The following is a 16,429-nucleotide window of genomic DNA, read 5'->3' on the forward strand; positions in this document are numbered from 1 at the left end:
AAAAAGATGAAAAGTGTATTGAACTTATTTGTCTCCATTGCGACTCAACCAGCTATTTTAGTTGCCTTGATCGCTATGTTGGGACTGCTCCTACAAAAGAAAAAGGCGACTGAGGTTGTTCAAGGAACGATTAAAACGTTTGCCGGTTTCCTTGTCTTAATCGGTGGTGCTGGGATTTTAAGTAACTCATTAACGCCGTTTGCCAAAATGTTCCAGTTTGCCTTACATGTTCAAGGCGTCGTGCCAAGTAATGAAGCGGTTGTCGCCATTGCATTGGTTAAGTATGGTACGACGACAGCATTAATTATGTTGGTGGGGATGATTGTCAATATCCTACTAGCCCGTTTCACTCGGTTTAAGTATATTTTCTTAACTGGTCAAGCAATGTTATACGTTTCGTGTTTGACGGCAGTTATTTTAATTAGTGCCAAACTTGGTACTGGTTGGCAGACCATTATTCTTGGTGGAATTTTCGAGGGAACATTGCTTACTGTGACACCGGCTTTGTGTCAACCATTTATGCGTCAAATCACTGGTGGCGACGAGGTTGCCATGGGTCATACGGGTAACATTGGTTACGCAACTGCTGGTTTGATGGGTAAATGGTTTGGTAATAAGAAAAACAGTACTGAAGACATCGAAATGCCTAAAGGATTGAGTTTCTTACGTGATTCAACGGTATCAATCACATTATTAATGGGAATTGTTTATATTATTTTAGCAATTGTAGCGGGACCGCATTTTGTTGAAACAAAACTCAGCGCTGGTACTAATTACTTGGTTTATGCACTGGTTCAAGCAGGTACATTTGCCGCCGGTTTCGTCGTTGTTCTTCAAGGTGTTCGCATGATTTTGGCCGAAATTGTCCCAGCCTTTCAAGGGATCGCGACAAAACTTGTGCCTAATTCTAAACCTGCTTTGGATGTTCCAATCATCTTTCCATATGCGCCTAACGCTGTGCTAATTGGCTTTTTCACTAGTTTTATCGTCGGCACAATTAGCATGTTTATCATGATTGCTTTGAAAACAACGGTTATTATTCCCGGGGTTGTCGGTCACTTCTTCTGTGGCGCTGCGGCAGCAATTTACGGGAACGCGACGGGTGGCCGTCGTGGTGCGATTATCGGTTCGGCGGTCAACAGTTTATTGATTAGTTGGTTACCGCTTCTCATCTTGCCTGTCTTAGGTACGTTAAAACTGGCGGCTTCAACGTTTGCTGACACTGACTACCTAGTTCCTGGTATCTTACTTGGAAACCTTGGTAACTTGGGCACGGTCGCCGTTGTGGCTGGAATACTAGGCTTCTTAGTAATTGTTGTTTTGATTAGTTTGATTTTAAATGGACGCGATAAAGCAAACTCGAAGGCAGAAGCAACAAAATAGTGTTTTTGACCCGGTCAAGTTATTCTACCGGGTCATTTTTGAAAGGAAGATAAAAGAGAAATGACATTTACTGAAAAAGATACCGCCGCCGTTAATGCAATCCGCTTTCTGAGTGTTGACATGATTCAAAAGGCTAACAGTGGACACCCAGGGTTGCCAATCGATGCTGCACCGATGGCCTATGTTTTATGGGAAAGATTGATGAATTTCAATCCCGAAGATCCTAAGTGGCTTAATCGTGACCGCTTTGTATTGAGTGCCGGTCATGGCTCCGCATTGCTTTACAGTTTGTTGCATCTTAATCACTTTGGCTTAACAACTGACGATTTAAAACAATTTCGTCAGTTAGGGTCGCTAACACCTGGACATCCAGAGGTAACTGAAACGGCAGGTATCGATGCGACAACCGGTCCTCTTGGACAGGGATTGGGAATGGCCGTTGGAATGGCCATGGCGGAAAAACATTTAGCAACTATGGTGAACCGACCAGGATACAATGTGTTTGACCATTACACGTATGCGCTTGTTGGTGATGGTGACTTGATGGAAGGCATCAGTCATGAAGCGATTAACATTGCTGGTGATAAGCGCCTAAATAAGTTGATTGTGCTTTATGATTCAAACGATGTGTCATTAGATGGTCCACTTTCTTTAAGTGCTAATGATGAGGTCAGCGCGCGTTTTAAAGCAGCTAAGTGGGACTATGAACGTGTTTTGGATGGTAATAATTTGGATGACATCTATGCCGCAATTAAACAGGCTCAGCAAAACGATCGGCCAACCTTAATCGAAGTCAAAACAATTATTGGTTACGGTACGCCTGAAGCGGGGACGAATAAGGTTCACGGCTCTGCACTGGGTGAAGAAAATGTTGCCAAAATGCGTGAATTTTATAACTGGTCTGCTGCTCCGTTTGAGATTAGTGATGAGATTTATGATACTTACAGTGCAGCCGTGGATGAAAAGCAACGCGGTTACAAGAATTGGCAAAGCATGTTTGCTGACTACCAAACGAAATTTCCAGATGTTGCTAAGAAATATTTGGATAATAAGCTAGATTTAGCGAATGTTTCGCTGGACTATGACACGTATAAGACGCCAACAGCAACTCGGGTGGTTAATGCTGATTTGATGCAACAGATTGCCGCAGAGAATGACAATTTCTGGGGCGGTGCCGCTGATTTGTCCTCGTCCAATAAGACAAGTTTGAAAGCTGACGAAGCCTTTACACCATTAACGCCACAAGGGCGCAATATTTACTTTGGTGTGCGTGAGTTTGGCATGGCAGCAGCAGTTAATGGTATTACGTTACATGGCGGCACGCGTGTGTTTGGTAGTACATTCTTCGTCTTTAGTGACTATCTAAAGGCGGCCGTTCGTTTGGCTGCTATACAGCAAATACCATCAACCTTTATCTTCACACATGATTCACTGGCCGTAGGTGAAGATGGGCCAACCCATGAACCGATTGAACAGTTAGCCGCTTTGCGAAGTATTCCAAACGTTAATGTGCTTCGCCCAGCAGATGCAAACGAAACATTGGGCGCTTGGCAGACTATTGCCCAGACGACTGATCGGCCCAGCGTACTTGTCTTGACGCGACAGGCCACACCACTGCTTGAAGGGGCAGACGCTGACAAAGTGTCAAAGGGTGCGTACGTGATTTCACCCGCTAAGAGTCAAACACCCGATGGCATTTTAATTGCTACTGGTTCAGAAGTGGCCCTAGCGATAGAAGCACAGCAAACATTACGTGATCGCTCGTATGATGTGTCCGTTGTTTCGATGCCAAGTATGGATATTTTTAAACAACAATCGGCCGAGTATCAAGAATCCGTCTTACCTAGAGATGTTCAGTTACGTATCTCCATCGAAATGGCGTCTTCGTTTGGATGGGGTGCCTTCACGGGTACTCGCGGCGCCAACGTGAGTGTTGATCGCTTTGGGGCAAGTGGTAAAGGGCCAGAAGTTGTTGCTAAGTATGGTTTTACGACTGACACGATTATTAAGACCTTTGAACGATTATGGAAGGCGAACGATAAATAGCTGATTTTTAAACATCCCCTAGTCTATTGAGTGATTTTAAGAATACAGGATTGTGAAAGATTAAAAATAGAACTGCTAATTGATTACCTAGTGAGGGTAGCGATTAGTAGTTTTTTTATCCATATGAATGGCGATTCGCCGAAAAAAGAAACTTTTCTTGTTGCATTGAAGTGCAGTTGAAGGTCTAAGCTTTCAAACATTGCATAACAACAGGAGGACAACATGGCAACGAAGAAAAGATTCGATTGGATACTATTAGTTATTTTGATGAGTTATTTTATGATCTTGCTCGATAATTCAATTATTTTTACGGGAACTGTTAAAATTGCTCAAGATTTACAGTTAAATCAGCAAACTTTATCCTGGGTCAGTAGCGCCTATTCGTTAACGTTTGGTGGATTCCTGCTACTTGGCGGTCGGGCAGGGGATCTGTTTGGCCGGCGCCGTGTATTTCAAATTGGTCTGGTTATCTTTGGAATAGGTTCACTACTTGTTGGATTATCAGTTAATGCACCTATGATTATCGCTTCCAGAGCCTTTCAAGGAATTGGCTCGGCCATTCTTGCACCGACGACCTTGGCTATTTTGATGGATACTTATGAAGGACCTGCACGTGTACGTGCCATTGCGTATTATGGTGCTATGGCCGGAATTGGTGCGAGTGTGAGCTTAGTTATTGGCGGTGTGTTTGCAAGCTTGCTGACATGGCGTGTTGGATTTTTCATCAACGTGCCTATCAGTATGTGGATGTACTACTTATCTGTGCGTCATTTGCAAAAGGCCGGTGGCCAATCTGGAAAGCTAGATTGGCTTGGCACATTAAGTTCTTTATTTGGAATGAGCGCATTGGTGTACAGCATTGTTGGTACTTGGGGAAAGTTATCTGCGCTCATACTGGCAATTGTGCTGCTGGCAATTTTCGTTTACCAAGAATATCGAACAAGCCAGCCGATTATGCCGTTACGGTTGTTTAAAAATCGTGAACGTATTGGTGCGTACTTAGGACGTTTCTTATATTTGGGCTCAATGCTTGGATTTTGGTTTATTAGAAGCTGTCCAAGATCTATGATTTTTGATATACTTCTATGTAAAAAGCGAGTTTAAGCTATGAAAAATTATCCCAGCAATATTACTCGGCAACAATTTGAATTAATTCGACCAGCTTTAGAAAATTTTCGTAAGCGAACTAAGCCTCGAAAATATGACCTCTACGAGGTCTTCTGTGCGGTCCTATATGTCTTGAAAACCGGTTGCCAATGGCGTCAAGTCCCCGGTGATTTCCCAGAATGGCGGTCAGTTTACAACTATTACAAAATTTGGTCAACTAAAGCTGAGCCTACGGCTGATTCTTTATTGGAACAAGTTTTAAAAAAATTGTCATTGCTCGGCGAACTTACCAAGGACGTTCAGCTTTAACTTCCTTTATTATCGTTGACGCTCAGAGCGTCAAAAACACCGCTACTGCTGAAAACAAAGGTTACGACGCTGGTAAGAAAATCTCGGGGATTAAGCGCCATCTGGCAGTTGATATCAATGGCTTTCCGCAGGCCATTCACATGACGCGAGCGAACGTCTCTGATCGAGACGGGGCCAGTGCAATGATCGCTTTACATGCCATGCATTTACGCCAGGTTCAAAATGTCTTAGTTGATGGTGGTTATTCAGGCGTTAATTTTCAGCTCGATGTAGCCAGTAATTTAAACGCAACCGTGCAGGTTGCGAAGCGCAATGAGTTGCATCGATTCGAAGTCATGCCCCAACGTTGGGTAGTCGAACGATCTTTTAGTTGGCTAGAGAATTGTCGGCGACTTTGGAAAAATTGTGAGCGTCAATTAACCACCAGTCTGCAAATGGTCGTTTTAGCGTTTTTAGCACTATTACTTAAGAGATTTTAGACAGCTTCTTACACCGCAACTGATGCAAAGACAATTAGGTTTTAGTGCGTTAATGGCCGGTGTCGCTTTCTTTCCATTGACGATTGTTAACTTTATTGTGGCGTTACAAGTGGCACGTTTGACGGCGAAGTTTGGTAATGGGCGTTTACTAACGATCGGCATATTTTTAACGTTTATTGGGATGACATGGATGAGCTTCTTTACGGTTAGCACTGGCTACTGGCTTGGCATCGCCTTACCAATGCTGGTAATTGGTATTGGACAAGGGCTTTCGCTCAGTCCGTTTACTGCTGCGGGTGTGGCGCACACTGATGTAAGGGACGCTGGTGCGGCGTCCGGTGTTGTCAACGTGATGCATCAAATTGGTGGGTCTGTCGGATTGTCAATTTTGGTTAGCGTTCAAGGTCTGTTTAAAAATCAGGTAATAGGCTTTCACTATGCTATTTTAATCGGTGCAGGTTTATTGCTGATTTCATTGTTGGCAGCCATTTTCTTGATTTTGCCAGAAAAACAAAAATAAGTGTTGCTTTCAAGTTACTGTAAGGTTGTAAAGTAAATGTTGTTACACGTGAAACAGGAGGTAAATTAAATGGCAAACGTACTTGTCATCGGTTCCACTGGATCAATTGGTCAGGTGACCCGTCAATATTTTTTAGAACACACAGACGATCAATTAACATTAATGGCGCGAAACACAACCCGATTAGGTAAACTGAATGACCAACGGGAGCGAGCAATTCAAGGAAATGTCACTGACACTCAAAGCTTGAACGATGCACTTCAAAATCAGGATGTTGTATTCGCTGCTTTAAGTGGCAATCTGCCAGAAATGGCAACCGAAATTGTGTCAGCGATGGATCGCGCCAATGTTGACCGCTTATTATTCATTACGTCGATGGGAATCTATAATGAAATTCCAGCTAGCGTCGGCACAGACGGTAATCTTGAACATAACCCAATGTTGCAAACGTATCGGGATGCTGCCGATATTATTGAGGCATCTGATCTGAACTATACGATTATTCGTCCGGGATGGTTTGATAATGGGGACGATACAGACTATCAAGTGACGAAGAAAGGCAAACCGTTTGGCGGTCATGATGTTTCACGTGAAAGCATTGCTGACTTAGTGATGCATCTCGCGCATGATTCTGCGCTTGGTTCACATGATAGCCTCGGTATTAACAGAAAATAATTGGAGGACCTTAACAATGAAAACAGCAGTTTTTGCAGAACCAGGAAAAGTTGAAGCGCAGGATTTACCTAAGCCAGAAATTAAACAGCCAACTGACGCTATTTTGAAGATCGTTCGTGCCTGTGTTTGCGGATCGGATTTGTGGTGGTATCGTGGCATTTCTGACCGACCAAAGAATACGCCAGTCGGGCATGAGGCCATCGGCATTGTCGAGGAGGTCGGCTCAGAGGTAACCGACGTCAAACCTGGTGACTTTGTCATCGCACCGTTCACACATGGTTGTGGTCATTGTGCGGCTTGTTTAGCTGGCTTTGATGGTGATTGCTTGAATCCAAGTGATGACGAAGTAGTCGGCTATCAGGGTGAATATTTACGATTTAAGAATGCCAATTGGGCATTAGTTAAGGTGCCTGGACAGCCATCAGATTATACAGATGACCAATTGAACGATCTGTTAACATTGGCCGACGTTATGGCAACAGGCTATCACGCTGCAGCCTCTGCCGAGGTTAAGAAGGATGATACTGTCGTTGTCATGGGTGACGGTGCGGTTGGTCTGTGTGGTGTCATTGCTGCTAAGCTGCGCGGTGCCAAACGGATAATTGCGATGAGTCGTCATGAAGATCGTCAAAAATTAGCCAAGGCGTTTGGTGCAACAGATATCGTTGCAGAGCGTGGGGATGACGCAGTGAAGGCCGTGATGTCCCTGACAGATGGTGCTGGAGCAGATGCCGTTTTGGAATGTGTGGGTACTGAACAATCAGTTGACACAGCAGTTAAAGTCGCCCGTCCAGGAGCCGTTGTTGGTCGTGTTGGTGTGCCTCAAAAAGCGGATATGAACACCAATAACCTATTCTGGAAAAACATTGGTCTCCGTGGTGGGATTGCTTCAGTGACGACTGATGACCGGAACATTCTATTGGACGCAGTGTTAAAGGGTGAAATTCATCCAGGCAAGGTGTTTACTAAGCGGTTCGACTTGGACCACATTGCGGATGCATACGCTGCAATGGACAAGCGTGAAGCTATCAAGTCATTACTCATAGTGAGTCAATAATTTACTTTATGAACATTTCCTAATAAAATCGGCGGGTTCTCTAATAAACGAAGAACTCGCCAATTTTATTTGATATGCTTATGTAAGCGGTTTCTATAATACTTAATTGAGGAGATTTTTACATGTCATTTAAGAAGAAATTTGCACTTATTCTAGGTACGATTACTGCTTTAGGGACGTTTGGAATTGCCAACGTCACTAGTGAACCGGCTACAGCTGCTAGCACAAAACCAGTGACCATTTACTTAACTCGTCACGGTGAAACGACTGCCAACGTTATGATGCGCGTCCAGGGCTGGAGCAACTTTCCACTGACTAAGAACGGGGTTAAAGTAGCCGATGATTTAGGTCGTGGTTTGAAAAATACTAAGTTCAAGGCAGCCTACACTGGGGACTTAACCCGTCAAACAGTGACGGCGCAGGAAGTATTGAAGTACTCGGGCAATAAGCATGTCTCTGTTAGCCAGAATAAAGATTTGCGCGAAGGTGGCTACGGTAGTTTTGAAGGTGACAGTATCGCTGCCGATAATAACAAGATTGCCGGTGTATATGGCTACAAGACTGGCGATGAGTTCATGCAGAAAACGGGTAAGGACTACTGGAATCAACTGCAGGACGCCTACCACAAGCTCGACACTCAAAACAGTCAGGATACTAAATTAGTCAAAGCCGACCGTGCCGAAAGTGCTAAAGAAGTTCAGCAACGGATGACGACGGAACTTAATCACATTGCGAAGACGACTTCAAAAGACGGTGGCGGTAATGTTCTGGTCGTTAGTTCAGGAATGTCCATCAACGAATACTTGTCCACAATGAGCAAGAAGTACGAGGGTAAGCCGTTAAAGAATGCCGCAGTTACTAAGCTTGTTTACAAGAATGGGAAGCTCCAAGTATCTGGTCCAATTGGAACATTAAGCTACGTTGATAAAGGCGCAAAAACCAGTAAGTAATTTTCACATAATGAAATAAATTTAGAAACCGCGAAAAGCCCTGCATAGGCGACCAAACACTGGTCGTCTAGCAGAGCTTTTTTGAGTTCACTTCACTTCACTTTTGTAAAGCATCAGGAGTAAGCGAGTCTAGCTCCGTCAGCCATTGAACACTGTCTTCGTCTGCATCAGCTGGAATAGTGTACGTGAGCGGCTGAAAAACAGTGGCGATGGCTTGCCAATCCAGACCCTGCTCAGTCTGGAAACTGTGACGCAATTGATCAATTTGTTGATTGGATACGTTGCTTAACAGCTGTTGATTCCCCTTAAACATCAACAAGAAACTGTTGACTGTCAGTTGTGTGCTAAGCGATGTATGCCAATCATTTGGAGTTAGTTGATTGTCTGTAAGATGTTGATCTGCAAGCGGCACTGCAGGCACTTCTTTGGTTAAAAAGTGCTGCAGATGTGACCATTCGTGATTAATGATTGCGTAGAATTGCCATGGCACCTGAATGGCGAAAGCTTTCAAAGTATTGGTTGTAATTGTCGCAATGTTCCAAACAGACGTGTTAGTTTGTTGAGCCTGTTCGAGCCAAGTGCGTAAGAAGTGCTGCGTGGTTTGTTCAACCAACTGCGTCTGATTATGTTGAGTTAGGTGCCAGCGGACGAGCAAAAAGTCGACTAAATCAGTCTCGGCAATCGTGTGTTGGCCTTTATTGCTAATTCGCTGTCGTAAATTACGAAGTTGTTTTTGCCGACTGCTACCGGCGTATTTACCTTGTTTAACCATGTTGCAATTGGTCCCTTCATTAGAAGTTAACGTGTTTTTCAAACTGTCGCACAATTGCCAAGTCGACTGGATCAATATTGATTGTATTCAGGTCTTGGCTGGGCACAAACTGAATTTTATCCATTTCGTCACCTTTGTGAAAAATAAAGGGCGTTGGCCGCAAAATTTTGCCGGTAAAAACGGCCCGGTTTCGAGTTTCCATTTTTGTTTCATCGAAGATACTGGCAACGCCACATAATATTAGATCTTGTGCGGTTTGATGTGTTTCTTCGTGTAATTCACGGATTGCCGTTTGTAAAACCGGTTCAGTGGGCGCGTCTTTAGGTTCACGTTTTCCAGCGGGAATTTCCCATTGCAAACGCCAGTTGTTGAAGCCAATGAGGTAACGTGCTTGAAATTGACAGATGACAAATGCACTGGAAAATAGGTCATCCGGATATTGTGGTGGATCAGCTATATTTGCGTAATCTTTTAAAAGCATCAGACCGTCATCTTTCATATTGCGCTATTTTAAACCTATCGTACAAGTGTGCCGCTAAGGATGAAAGTAATTAATTCAAAAAAATCGTTTTAAGTTAATTATTGACGGATGTATCAGTCTGATATATGATAATTTCACGAATGACATATCGAACTGATATATGGAGGCATCGTAATGTACGAATTATTTGTTTTGGGACAACTGACAGATAAACCGATGACTGGCTACCTGTTACGTACTGTTCTACAACGAATCGTCGGTAACCGGCGAAAAATTAGTTTTGGCATGATTTACCCGTTATTGGATCGATTGGAAGCTAAGGGATTTATTACATTAACGGACAGTCAGGATGACGCTAATCGTGGCAAAAAGGATGCAACACTGACTGAGCTGGGTAGAAAACGATTTGAAGAACTCATGAAAGGTCCAGTTCCATTGAATCAAAACACTGACTTTACGTATGAAGTTAAGTTTCGTAACTTCCATCAGATTGAACTGAGTCTGCAACTCAGTATTTTAGGCGAATTTGAACATTATTTGGAAAATAAAATTGAAGATGTTGCAGATGCCGAAGCTTATTTACAGAAGACGAAGATTACACCAGATGACTTTAAAGATGCTGTTCGGTTGATGACACTAACTAAGGTTCAAGCAACGGCGGCACTGGAATGGACTAGGGCGACAATCGAGGAGGTACAGAATGGAAACAAGAACTAATGCCGGTGGTACTCGCCGCTGGCTGAGCTTGGCAACGCTGTGTGTGGCGGTGTTTATGTCACTGCTGGATGTGACGATCGTTAACGTGGCGTTGCCAACTATCCAAAAAAGTTTTAACGAATCATTTAGCGACGTTCAATGGATTATCAATGCGTATACGTTGGCTTACGCTGTCGTCTTATTGGTTGCTTCTAAACTCGGCGATATTTTTGGACGCAAGCGAATTTTCTTTATTGAATTAACAATTTTCACTTTGGGGTCATTAGCTTCTGCGCTATCTACAACAGGACTACAGCTGAATCTATTCAGAACGATTCAAGGAATCGGTGGTGCGGGCATTATGGGCCTGTCGATGACGATTGTGGCATCAACCTTTGTCGGGCGTGACCGTGGATTGGCGTTTGGTATTTGGAGTTCTGTTATTGGGGTTGCCACCGCTATGGGGCCGCTACTTGGCGGGTACTTGATTCAGCTATTCAACTGGCGTGCTATTTTTATGATCAATGTGCCAATTGGTATTATCGCATTGCTAGGTGCCATCTACTTTGTTGATGAAAGCTACGGTAATCGGCAGGGCTCAATTGACTGGATTGGCATGTTGATAAGTATTGCAATGGTGTTTAGTCTCGTATTTGGTCTGGTTCAAAAGGAGACCCATTCTGCATGGCATTGGTCAAACTTGCATGTTGCTGGTTATTTGATTGCGGGCATTGTGCTATTGATTGGCTTCATTTTGCTGGAACATCGGCTTAAGAGTCCGATGATTGACCTAGCCATTTTTAAATCAATTTCCTTCGATGGCACCATTATTGCTGCCTTCTGTTTGGGTGCCGGGTTATATGCCTTCTTCACGTATTTGACGATTTGGATGCAGGATTACCTTGGGTATTCTGCTATGCAAACGGGGGTTAGACAGTTAGCAATCAGTATTTTCAGTATGATTTTGGGTCCTATTGCTGGCATGCTGTCCGGTCGTTGGCAAAAACGTTGGATGATCAGTGGTGGGCTGTTATTAATTGGCTGCGGCTTTTTGATTATTTACCACGCCGTTAGCCTCAACGTTATGTATATTGACTTTGTGGCTGGCTTTGCACTTTTAGGCATCGGTAATGCAATTGTGAATCCGCCTTTGTCCTCGGCAGCGATGGATAGCGTGAAAATGAGTCAGGTTGGTATGGCAAGTGGCGTAATGAATGTCTTTCGGCAATTAGGGATCAGTTTTGGAGTGGTTATTTACGGTTTACGTTTGAGCCATATTTATGACCCGGCAGTTACGACAAACATAAAGGCAATTAGCCAGTTACCACAACAAGCAGTGGCAGGGATAACGAAAGGCCTTCACCAGGCAGGACCAATGGCCGGCCATAGTGTTGTCGAAGGCGCAAAGAAATTTACTGAACATTATGCGAATGGACCAGAAGTTTTACGACAAATGAATAAAGCAGTGTTCAGCGCATTTAATCAAGGCTATAAAGGCGTTCTTGTGACAGCTATTACCCTAGTTGTTGTGGGTGCAGTTGCCGCGGGCTTTATGATTAAGGAACCACAGCATGAGAAAAAATAATGGCATAACATTTCCCGGGGAATAATAGTATTGAAAACATGCGTGGAAAGAATCTCCCCATGATGTTTTTATCTTTTTTGACCGAGTAAATATTAACAATATTTCTTCGAAGCGAGACAATTATTTTTCGCTTCGTAGCTGCCTATTAAGCATGTTTTAAAAGCCAATCCCGCGTGTGGATTGGCTTTTATTTATAGATAATATGTTGACTATGTCCACTAACTGGTTTATTGTTGTGGACACAGTCAACAAAAGGGAGGCCATCGTTTGAATAAAGATCAGCAAACTGTCGATCAGATTAGGGAGTTTAACCGTTTTTATACCACTCTAATTGGAACGCTTAATCAACATTTCTTGGATAGTGACTTTACATTGACCGAAACCAGAATTCTCTTTGAAATCAGTTCACAGCAGGCTTGTCCTGCCAATTACTTAGTTAACCTGTTAGGCATCGACAGGAGTTACATGAGCCGAATCGTGCGATCGTTCGAAAAGAAAGGGCTCATCACTCGTCGACCTTCTCTAGAAGATAAACGGGTGAGTCTCATCGCGCTCACTGAACATGGACATGCGAGTGTTCAAACATTGATTCAAAGCACGAATGAGCAAATTAGCACTTTAGTGGCGCCGTTATCTGACGAAGATAAAGCGAAAGTTGTGAGTGCCATGGATGTAATCAGGGAAAAACTGGATATAAATCAGCATTAACAGGAGGATTAAGCGAATGACAACAGGAGTCACAGTCAGAACATATCGGCCAGGTGAACCTAGCTTAGTGGTCAATTTCTATTACAGATTATTTTCAAACCAATTTCATTTTCTACCGAACACTGAACACTATTTTTTACATGCTATGACAGAGTTATACGATCAGCCCAAAGGTAACGAACTTTGGATTGCCGAGGAGGATGGCAATATTGTTGGCTCAATCTGTGTTATTGGTAAAAAAGATGGTACTGGTCAAATACGATTGTTTGGTACCGATCCATCTGTTCAGGGGAAAGGTGTCGGTAGCAAGCTCATGTCTACTGCGATGGCTTTTTGTAAGCAACATGAGTACCGTCACGTTTATTTATGGACGATTGACATCTGTGAAGCTGCAGTGCATCTGTACAAAAAGTTTGGCTTTAAATTGACAGATACGAAGCCTAACGACACATGGGCCGATTATCATATGACTGAAGAATTGATGGAGTTTAACCAATAAGTAACGCGATTTGTGTCCTTGTTTCCAGAAAATACTTTTTGGATGGCTTCAGATTAAAATCTATTGACATTTCTCATCAATTATTTAAAATAGCTAACAATAGATTAAACAAGTTATGAAGCAGAGGAGTAACAGGCAAGATGTGCTTGAAGCGAGCCCTAGGTGATGAGAATGGGTGGCACAATGTTTGTGAAAGTAACCTGTGAGCTTTTGAATTTCAAATTGAAATTCAGTGGGGTGGTGCCCATTATCGTCACCAAACTCTAGCCGGTTGATGGCTGCAGTTTATGAGATTATGCTGGTGACAGTGTAACGATGCAAGGTGGTACCGCGTTCGCGCCCTTCGCAACAGAGATGTTGCGGGGGCGCTTTTTTGTATGTGAGTGTGACCAACTCCGGTTTGAAGCACGTTATAGCTATGTACAAGTACCAACTCCAAAAGCGCAAGTTCCCATAACTCCCAATCACAGAAAGCGAGGTTGACCATATGGATCAACGAGAAAAACACTTAACAAGACGCGATTACTACGTCTTAGGATCATTATTATTCGGTTTGTTCTTTGGTGCCGGCAACCTAATTTTCCCGATTCACTTGGGTCAACTAGCCGGCAAGGGGTGGATCACCGCTACGATTGGTTTCTTACTCTCTGCAATTTTATTGCCGTTGCTGGCGATTATTGCTATCAGTGTGACACGTAGCGATAGCATGTATGATCTGGCTAGGCCAGTGAGTAGACGATTTGCATCATTCTTTCTGCTAACGACCCACGCCAGTCTGGGACTGTTGATTGCCTCGCCCCGGACGGCGACGGTTACGTTTGAAATCGGCGTCGTTCCTTTTATTCCAAAAGGGACTGAAACAATCAGTTTAGCCATTTTTTCATTTTTATTCTTCTTGGCGACATTCCTGCTGGCCAGTAATCAACAAAAAATTACGCTGTATGTTGGCAAACTCCTCAATCCAATGTTTCTCCTGTTATTAACGTTTATTTTCTTCTGGGCCTTGGTAATCAAGGGTGATTTAACCCATGTGCCTTTTGTGAGCGCGGCTAATTCAATTGGTGGGCTGACAAACGGGTTCCTACAAGGGTATAACACGATGGATGCTCTGGCCGGTCTTGGATTTGGGGTAACGATTGTCAATGCGCTCAAGTATATGGGAGTGCACAATGAGGGCGCTCAGTCACGGGCCATCGCTAAGATTGGTCTTTTCTCAATGTCACTAGAAACAATTATTTACACGTTTTTGATCATGCTTGGTGCCGTTAGTTTACGGTACACATCAATGAGTGCTAACGGTGGGCTAGCCTTTGGTCAGATTATGGAACATTATACCGGGCTGATTGGGACGGCCTTATTAGCCGCACTGACGTTGCTAGCCTGTTTGACCACCGCCATCGGGCTTATCACATCACTGGCACAAGACCTCAGTCGTCGTTTTCCACGTGTTCAGTACCGGACGTTTTTACTGGGAACGACGGTGGGAGCTTTTCTGATTGCTAATATCGGCTTAACTCAGATTATTGCCTTCTCAACGCCATTATTAATGTTGTTATATCCATTGGCTATCAGTCTGATTGTGCTGGGGATCTTGCAGCCTTTGATTCATCAGAATGCCACAATTTATCGGACGACGATTTATCTAGTACTAATTCCGGCAATCTTTGATTTCATTCACGCTTTGCCACCAGTGTTTGCCAAATTGACAGTGGTTAAAGCCTGCAATCATTTTGCCCAACAGTTCTTTCCCTTGTTCAAAGATGGACTGGATTTCTTACCGTTTATGCTTATCGGTTTAATTGTCGGTCTGGGATTAGTCGCCTTGCAACGAGATCCAAAGCAAAATTCGGTTGAATAGTGTTGCACTTAAAGTGAATTAACGAAGCGAACTTTATTGTCTAATGAGAATTAGGCTGAAGTTCGCTTTTTATTGTCAATTTAGGTGAACGGTGTTATCCTAAAATCAAAATCCAAAGGAAATGATAGATGTGGCAGATTTGAGGACAACGGATACGCGTCAGCGAATTGTTGAGTATGCTGTTAAGTTTGTCGGTGAGAACGACTTTCACCTGCTATCTTTACGGACGGCGGCTAAGACCGTTGGTATTGCGCCATCGGCAGTGTATAAGCATTTCAAATCAAAAGATGATTTGTTGGATGCAGCCTTGCAAGAGGTCTCACGTCAGTTTGAAACCGATGCTATTCAAAGTGTGGGGCAACTTAGTCCCAAGGAACACAGGGAGATTATTGCAAAACTAGGGAAAATGATTGTGTCTTGGGCAGGTACAAGACCGCATGCAGTGGCGTTTCTTTTCTTCAGTCCTAGGGCACTAGCAGAGTATCGGCAGCAGAATTTTTTCGCTAATACCGAGGAACCCTTTTTACGTTATATGAGTCAGGAAGTCGCAGGGTTAAAGCATGACTATCATCTGACCGAAGAGAGTGACTTGCTGTTTACCAAGCTGTGGTCTTTCATCTTTGGCTACGCGCAACTCATTGTTAACGGTGCGCTAACTTATGATGAGGCTGTTGTGGACAGTATGATTGATGACATTGTGAAAAACGGGGGCGTTAACGATGCAAAGTAAAACAACAATTGTTTATTGCCATCCGTATGATAAAAGTTTTAATCATCAGGTGTTGATGACGGTTCAAGAAAAGTTAGATCAGTTAGGTGAGGCATATAACGTTATTGACCTGTATAAAGATCAATTTGATCCACGTTATTCTGTAGCTGAACTGGCCAAGTTTAAAGATGGTGACACCACGGATCCGCTAGTCATTAAATATCAAAAGGTGTTGCGGAGTAGTACGAATCTTATTATCATTACGCCGATTTGGTGGAACGATCTACCGGGTATGTTGAAGGGGTTCTTTGATAAAGTTATGAAGCCCCAGTTTGCTTACGTCAACACTCCTCGAGGTGTTAAGGGTCGGATGACGAATATCAAACGGGCCGATGTTTTAACGACGTCTACGTCACCAACCTGGTATTTGAAGTTGTTTTCCGGGAATGCAATTAAGCGTGTTTTTATGGGGGCAACGCTTAAACAGCTGGGAATCAAGCAGCGGCATTGGACCAATTGTGGTGGCATTACGAACAGCCATTTTAGTCAACGACAGGCGTTTTTAAAACAAATTGTGAATCAAATTTGAGGGTGA

17 protein-coding genes are annotated in these 16,429 nt (G+C 43.4%); 15 read left to right on the top strand and 2 right to left on the bottom strand.

The features are described 5' to 3' along the window. The first annotated feature begins 6 nt into the window (after positions 1–6). From ulaA to LDK34_RS00985, 8 genes are all read left to right on the top strand, one after another. Positions 7–1,383: a PTS ascorbate transporter subunit IIC gene (gene ulaA, locus LDK34_RS00950; protein WP_017261379.1), complete on the top strand. Its 1,377-nt coding sequence runs from the start codon at positions 7–9 to the stop codon at positions 1,381–1,383. 60 nt (positions 1,384–1,443) lie between these two features. Next, entirely contained in the window at positions 1,444–3,429 is a 1,986-nt protein-coding gene (tkt, locus tag LDK34_RS00955; RefSeq protein ID WP_236941194.1) for a transketolase, read from the top strand. A 222-nt stretch (positions 3,430–3,651) separates the two neighbouring features. Beyond that, positions 3,652–4,533, top strand: a complete 882-nt coding sequence (locus tag LDK34_RS00960) for an MFS transporter (protein WP_236941195.1) — start codon at positions 3,652–3,654, stop codon at positions 4,531–4,533. Positions 4,534–4,536: 3 nt separating this feature from the next. After that, positions 4,537–5,324 (top strand): IS5 family transposase gene (locus LDK34_RS00965; RefSeq protein ID WP_080487858.1). Its coding sequence is split into 2 segments (ribosomal slippage): positions 4,537–4,795 and positions 4,795–5,324, totalling 789 coding nucleotides; the frame shifts between segments, so codons are not numbered across the junction. Positions 5,325–5,343: 19 nt separating this feature from the next. Next, the gene (locus LDK34_RS00970) at positions 5,344–5,844 is read left to right on the top strand and encodes an MFS transporter (RefSeq protein WP_284144482.1); all 501 of its coding nucleotides are present in this window, start codon (positions 5,344–5,346) and stop codon (positions 5,842–5,844) included. 69 nt (positions 5,845–5,913) lie between these two features. Further along, on the top strand, positions 5,914–6,519 hold the full coding sequence (locus LDK34_RS00975; RefSeq protein ID WP_236941197.1) for an NAD(P)H-binding protein: 606 nt from the start codon (positions 5,914–5,916) through the stop codon (positions 6,517–6,519). A gap of 16 nt (positions 6,520–6,535) precedes the next feature. Then, positions 6,536–7,576, top strand: a complete 1,041-nt coding sequence (locus tag LDK34_RS00980; protein ID WP_236941198.1) for a zinc-dependent alcohol dehydrogenase family protein — start codon at positions 6,536–6,538, stop codon at positions 7,574–7,576. 122 nt (positions 7,577–7,698) lie between these two features. After that, positions 7,699–8,526: a histidine phosphatase family protein gene (locus LDK34_RS00985; protein ID WP_236941199.1), complete on the top strand. Its 828-nt coding sequence runs from the start codon at positions 7,699–7,701 to the stop codon at positions 8,524–8,526. 97 nt (positions 8,527–8,623) lie between these two features. On the opposite strand, the gene LDK34_RS00990 is transcribed toward LDK34_RS00985, so the two are convergent. Next, positions 8,624–9,298, bottom strand: a complete 675-nt coding sequence (locus tag LDK34_RS00990; protein ID WP_236941200.1) for a hypothetical protein — start codon at positions 9,296–9,298, stop codon at positions 8,624–8,626. 19 nt (positions 9,299–9,317) lie between these two features. Next, complete coding sequence (locus LDK34_RS00995; protein WP_236941201.1) at positions 9,318–9,779, bottom strand: NUDIX hydrolase; 462 nt, start codon at positions 9,777–9,779, stop codon at positions 9,318–9,320. Positions 9,780–9,953: 174 nt separating this feature from the next. On the opposite strand from LDK34_RS00995, the gene LDK34_RS01000 reads away from it, so the two are divergent. The 7 genes from LDK34_RS01000 (at position 9,954) to LDK34_RS01030 (ending at position 16,423) form a co-directional block, all read left to right on the top strand. Beyond that, positions 9,954–10,496: a PadR family transcriptional regulator gene (locus LDK34_RS01000; RefSeq protein WP_236941202.1), complete on the top strand. Its 543-nt coding sequence runs from the start codon at positions 9,954–9,956 to the stop codon at positions 10,494–10,496. Next, positions 10,480–12,060 carry an MFS transporter gene (locus LDK34_RS01005; RefSeq protein ID WP_236941203.1) on the top strand — a complete coding sequence of 527 codons (1,581 nt, stop codon included), beginning with the start codon at positions 10,480–10,482 and terminating at the stop codon, positions 12,058–12,060. Before LDK34_RS01000 ends, LDK34_RS01005 begins: the two co-directional genes overlap by 17 nt. 267 nt (positions 12,061–12,327) lie before the next feature. Beyond that, positions 12,328–12,768 (top strand): MarR family winged helix-turn-helix transcriptional regulator, encoded by a 441-nt coding sequence (locus LDK34_RS01010; protein WP_236941204.1) that lies wholly within the window; start codon positions 12,328–12,330, stop codon positions 12,766–12,768. Positions 12,769–12,784: 16 nt separating this feature from the next. Then, positions 12,785–13,267 carry a GNAT family N-acetyltransferase gene (locus LDK34_RS01015; protein WP_236941205.1) on the top strand — a complete coding sequence of 161 codons (483 nt, stop codon included), beginning with the start codon at positions 12,785–12,787 and terminating at the stop codon, positions 13,265–13,267. 487 nt (positions 13,268–13,754) lie between these two features. Then, positions 13,755–15,125 (top strand): branched-chain amino acid transport system II carrier protein, encoded by a 1,371-nt coding sequence (gene brnQ, locus LDK34_RS01020; protein WP_236941206.1) that lies wholly within the window; start codon positions 13,755–13,757, stop codon positions 15,123–15,125. Between the two features lie 130 nt (positions 15,126–15,255). Next, positions 15,256–15,855, top strand: a complete 600-nt coding sequence (locus LDK34_RS01025; RefSeq protein WP_236941207.1) for a TetR/AcrR family transcriptional regulator — start codon at positions 15,256–15,258, stop codon at positions 15,853–15,855. Beyond that, positions 15,845–16,423, top strand: coding sequence for an NAD(P)H-dependent oxidoreductase (locus tag LDK34_RS01030; protein ID WP_236941208.1), 579 nt, complete (start codon positions 15,845–15,847; stop codon positions 16,421–16,423). The genes LDK34_RS01025 and LDK34_RS01030 overlap by 11 nt, the downstream gene beginning before the upstream one ends. Positions 16,424–16,429: the final 6 nt, after the last annotated feature.

This window comes from Furfurilactobacillus milii (assembly GCF_021654115.1).
GTDB classification, from domain to species: domain Bacteria; phylum Bacillota; class Bacilli; order Lactobacillales; family Lactobacillaceae; genus Furfurilactobacillus; species Furfurilactobacillus milii.

Bases quoted from the DNA above. Each gene is read 5' to 3' on its own strand.
- tkt (WP_236941194.1), top strand. From the start codon at position 1,444: ATGACATTTACTGAAAAAGATACCGCCGCCGTTAATGCAATCCGCTTT.
- LDK34_RS01005 (WP_236941203.1), top strand. From the start codon at position 10,480: ATGGAAACAAGAACTAATGCCGGTGGTACTCGCCGCTGGCTGAGCTTG.
- LDK34_RS00980 (WP_236941198.1), top strand. From the start codon at position 6,536: ATGAAAACAGCAGTTTTTGCAGAACCAGGAAAAGTTGAAGCGCAGGAT.
- brnQ (WP_236941206.1), top strand. From the start codon at position 13,755: ATGGATCAACGAGAAAAACACTTAACAAGACGCGATTACTACGTCTTA.
- LDK34_RS01000 (WP_236941202.1), top strand. From the start codon at position 9,954: ATGTACGAATTATTTGTTTTGGGACAACTGACAGATAAACCGATGACT.
- ulaA (WP_017261379.1), top strand. From the start codon at position 7: ATGAAAAGTGTATTGAACTTATTTGTCTCCATTGCGACTCAACCAGCT.
- LDK34_RS00995 (WP_236941201.1), bottom strand. From the start codon at position 9,779: ATGCTTTTAAAAGATTACGCAAATATAGCTGATCCACCACAATATCCG.
- LDK34_RS00990 (WP_236941200.1), bottom strand. From the start codon at position 9,298: ATGGTTAAACAAGGTAAATACGCCGGTAGCAGTCGGCAAAAACAACTT.
- LDK34_RS00985 (WP_236941199.1), top strand. From the start codon at position 7,699: ATGTCATTTAAGAAGAAATTTGCACTTATTCTAGGTACGATTACTGCT.
- LDK34_RS01030 (WP_236941208.1), top strand. From the start codon at position 15,845: ATGCAAAGTAAAACAACAATTGTTTATTGCCATCCGTATGATAAAAGT.
- LDK34_RS00975 (WP_236941197.1), top strand. From the start codon at position 5,914: ATGGCAAACGTACTTGTCATCGGTTCCACTGGATCAATTGGTCAGGTG.
- LDK34_RS01015 (WP_236941205.1), top strand. From the start codon at position 12,785: ATGACAACAGGAGTCACAGTCAGAACATATCGGCCAGGTGAACCTAGC.
- LDK34_RS00960 (WP_236941195.1), top strand. From the start codon at position 3,652: ATGGCAACGAAGAAAAGATTCGATTGGATACTATTAGTTATTTTGATG.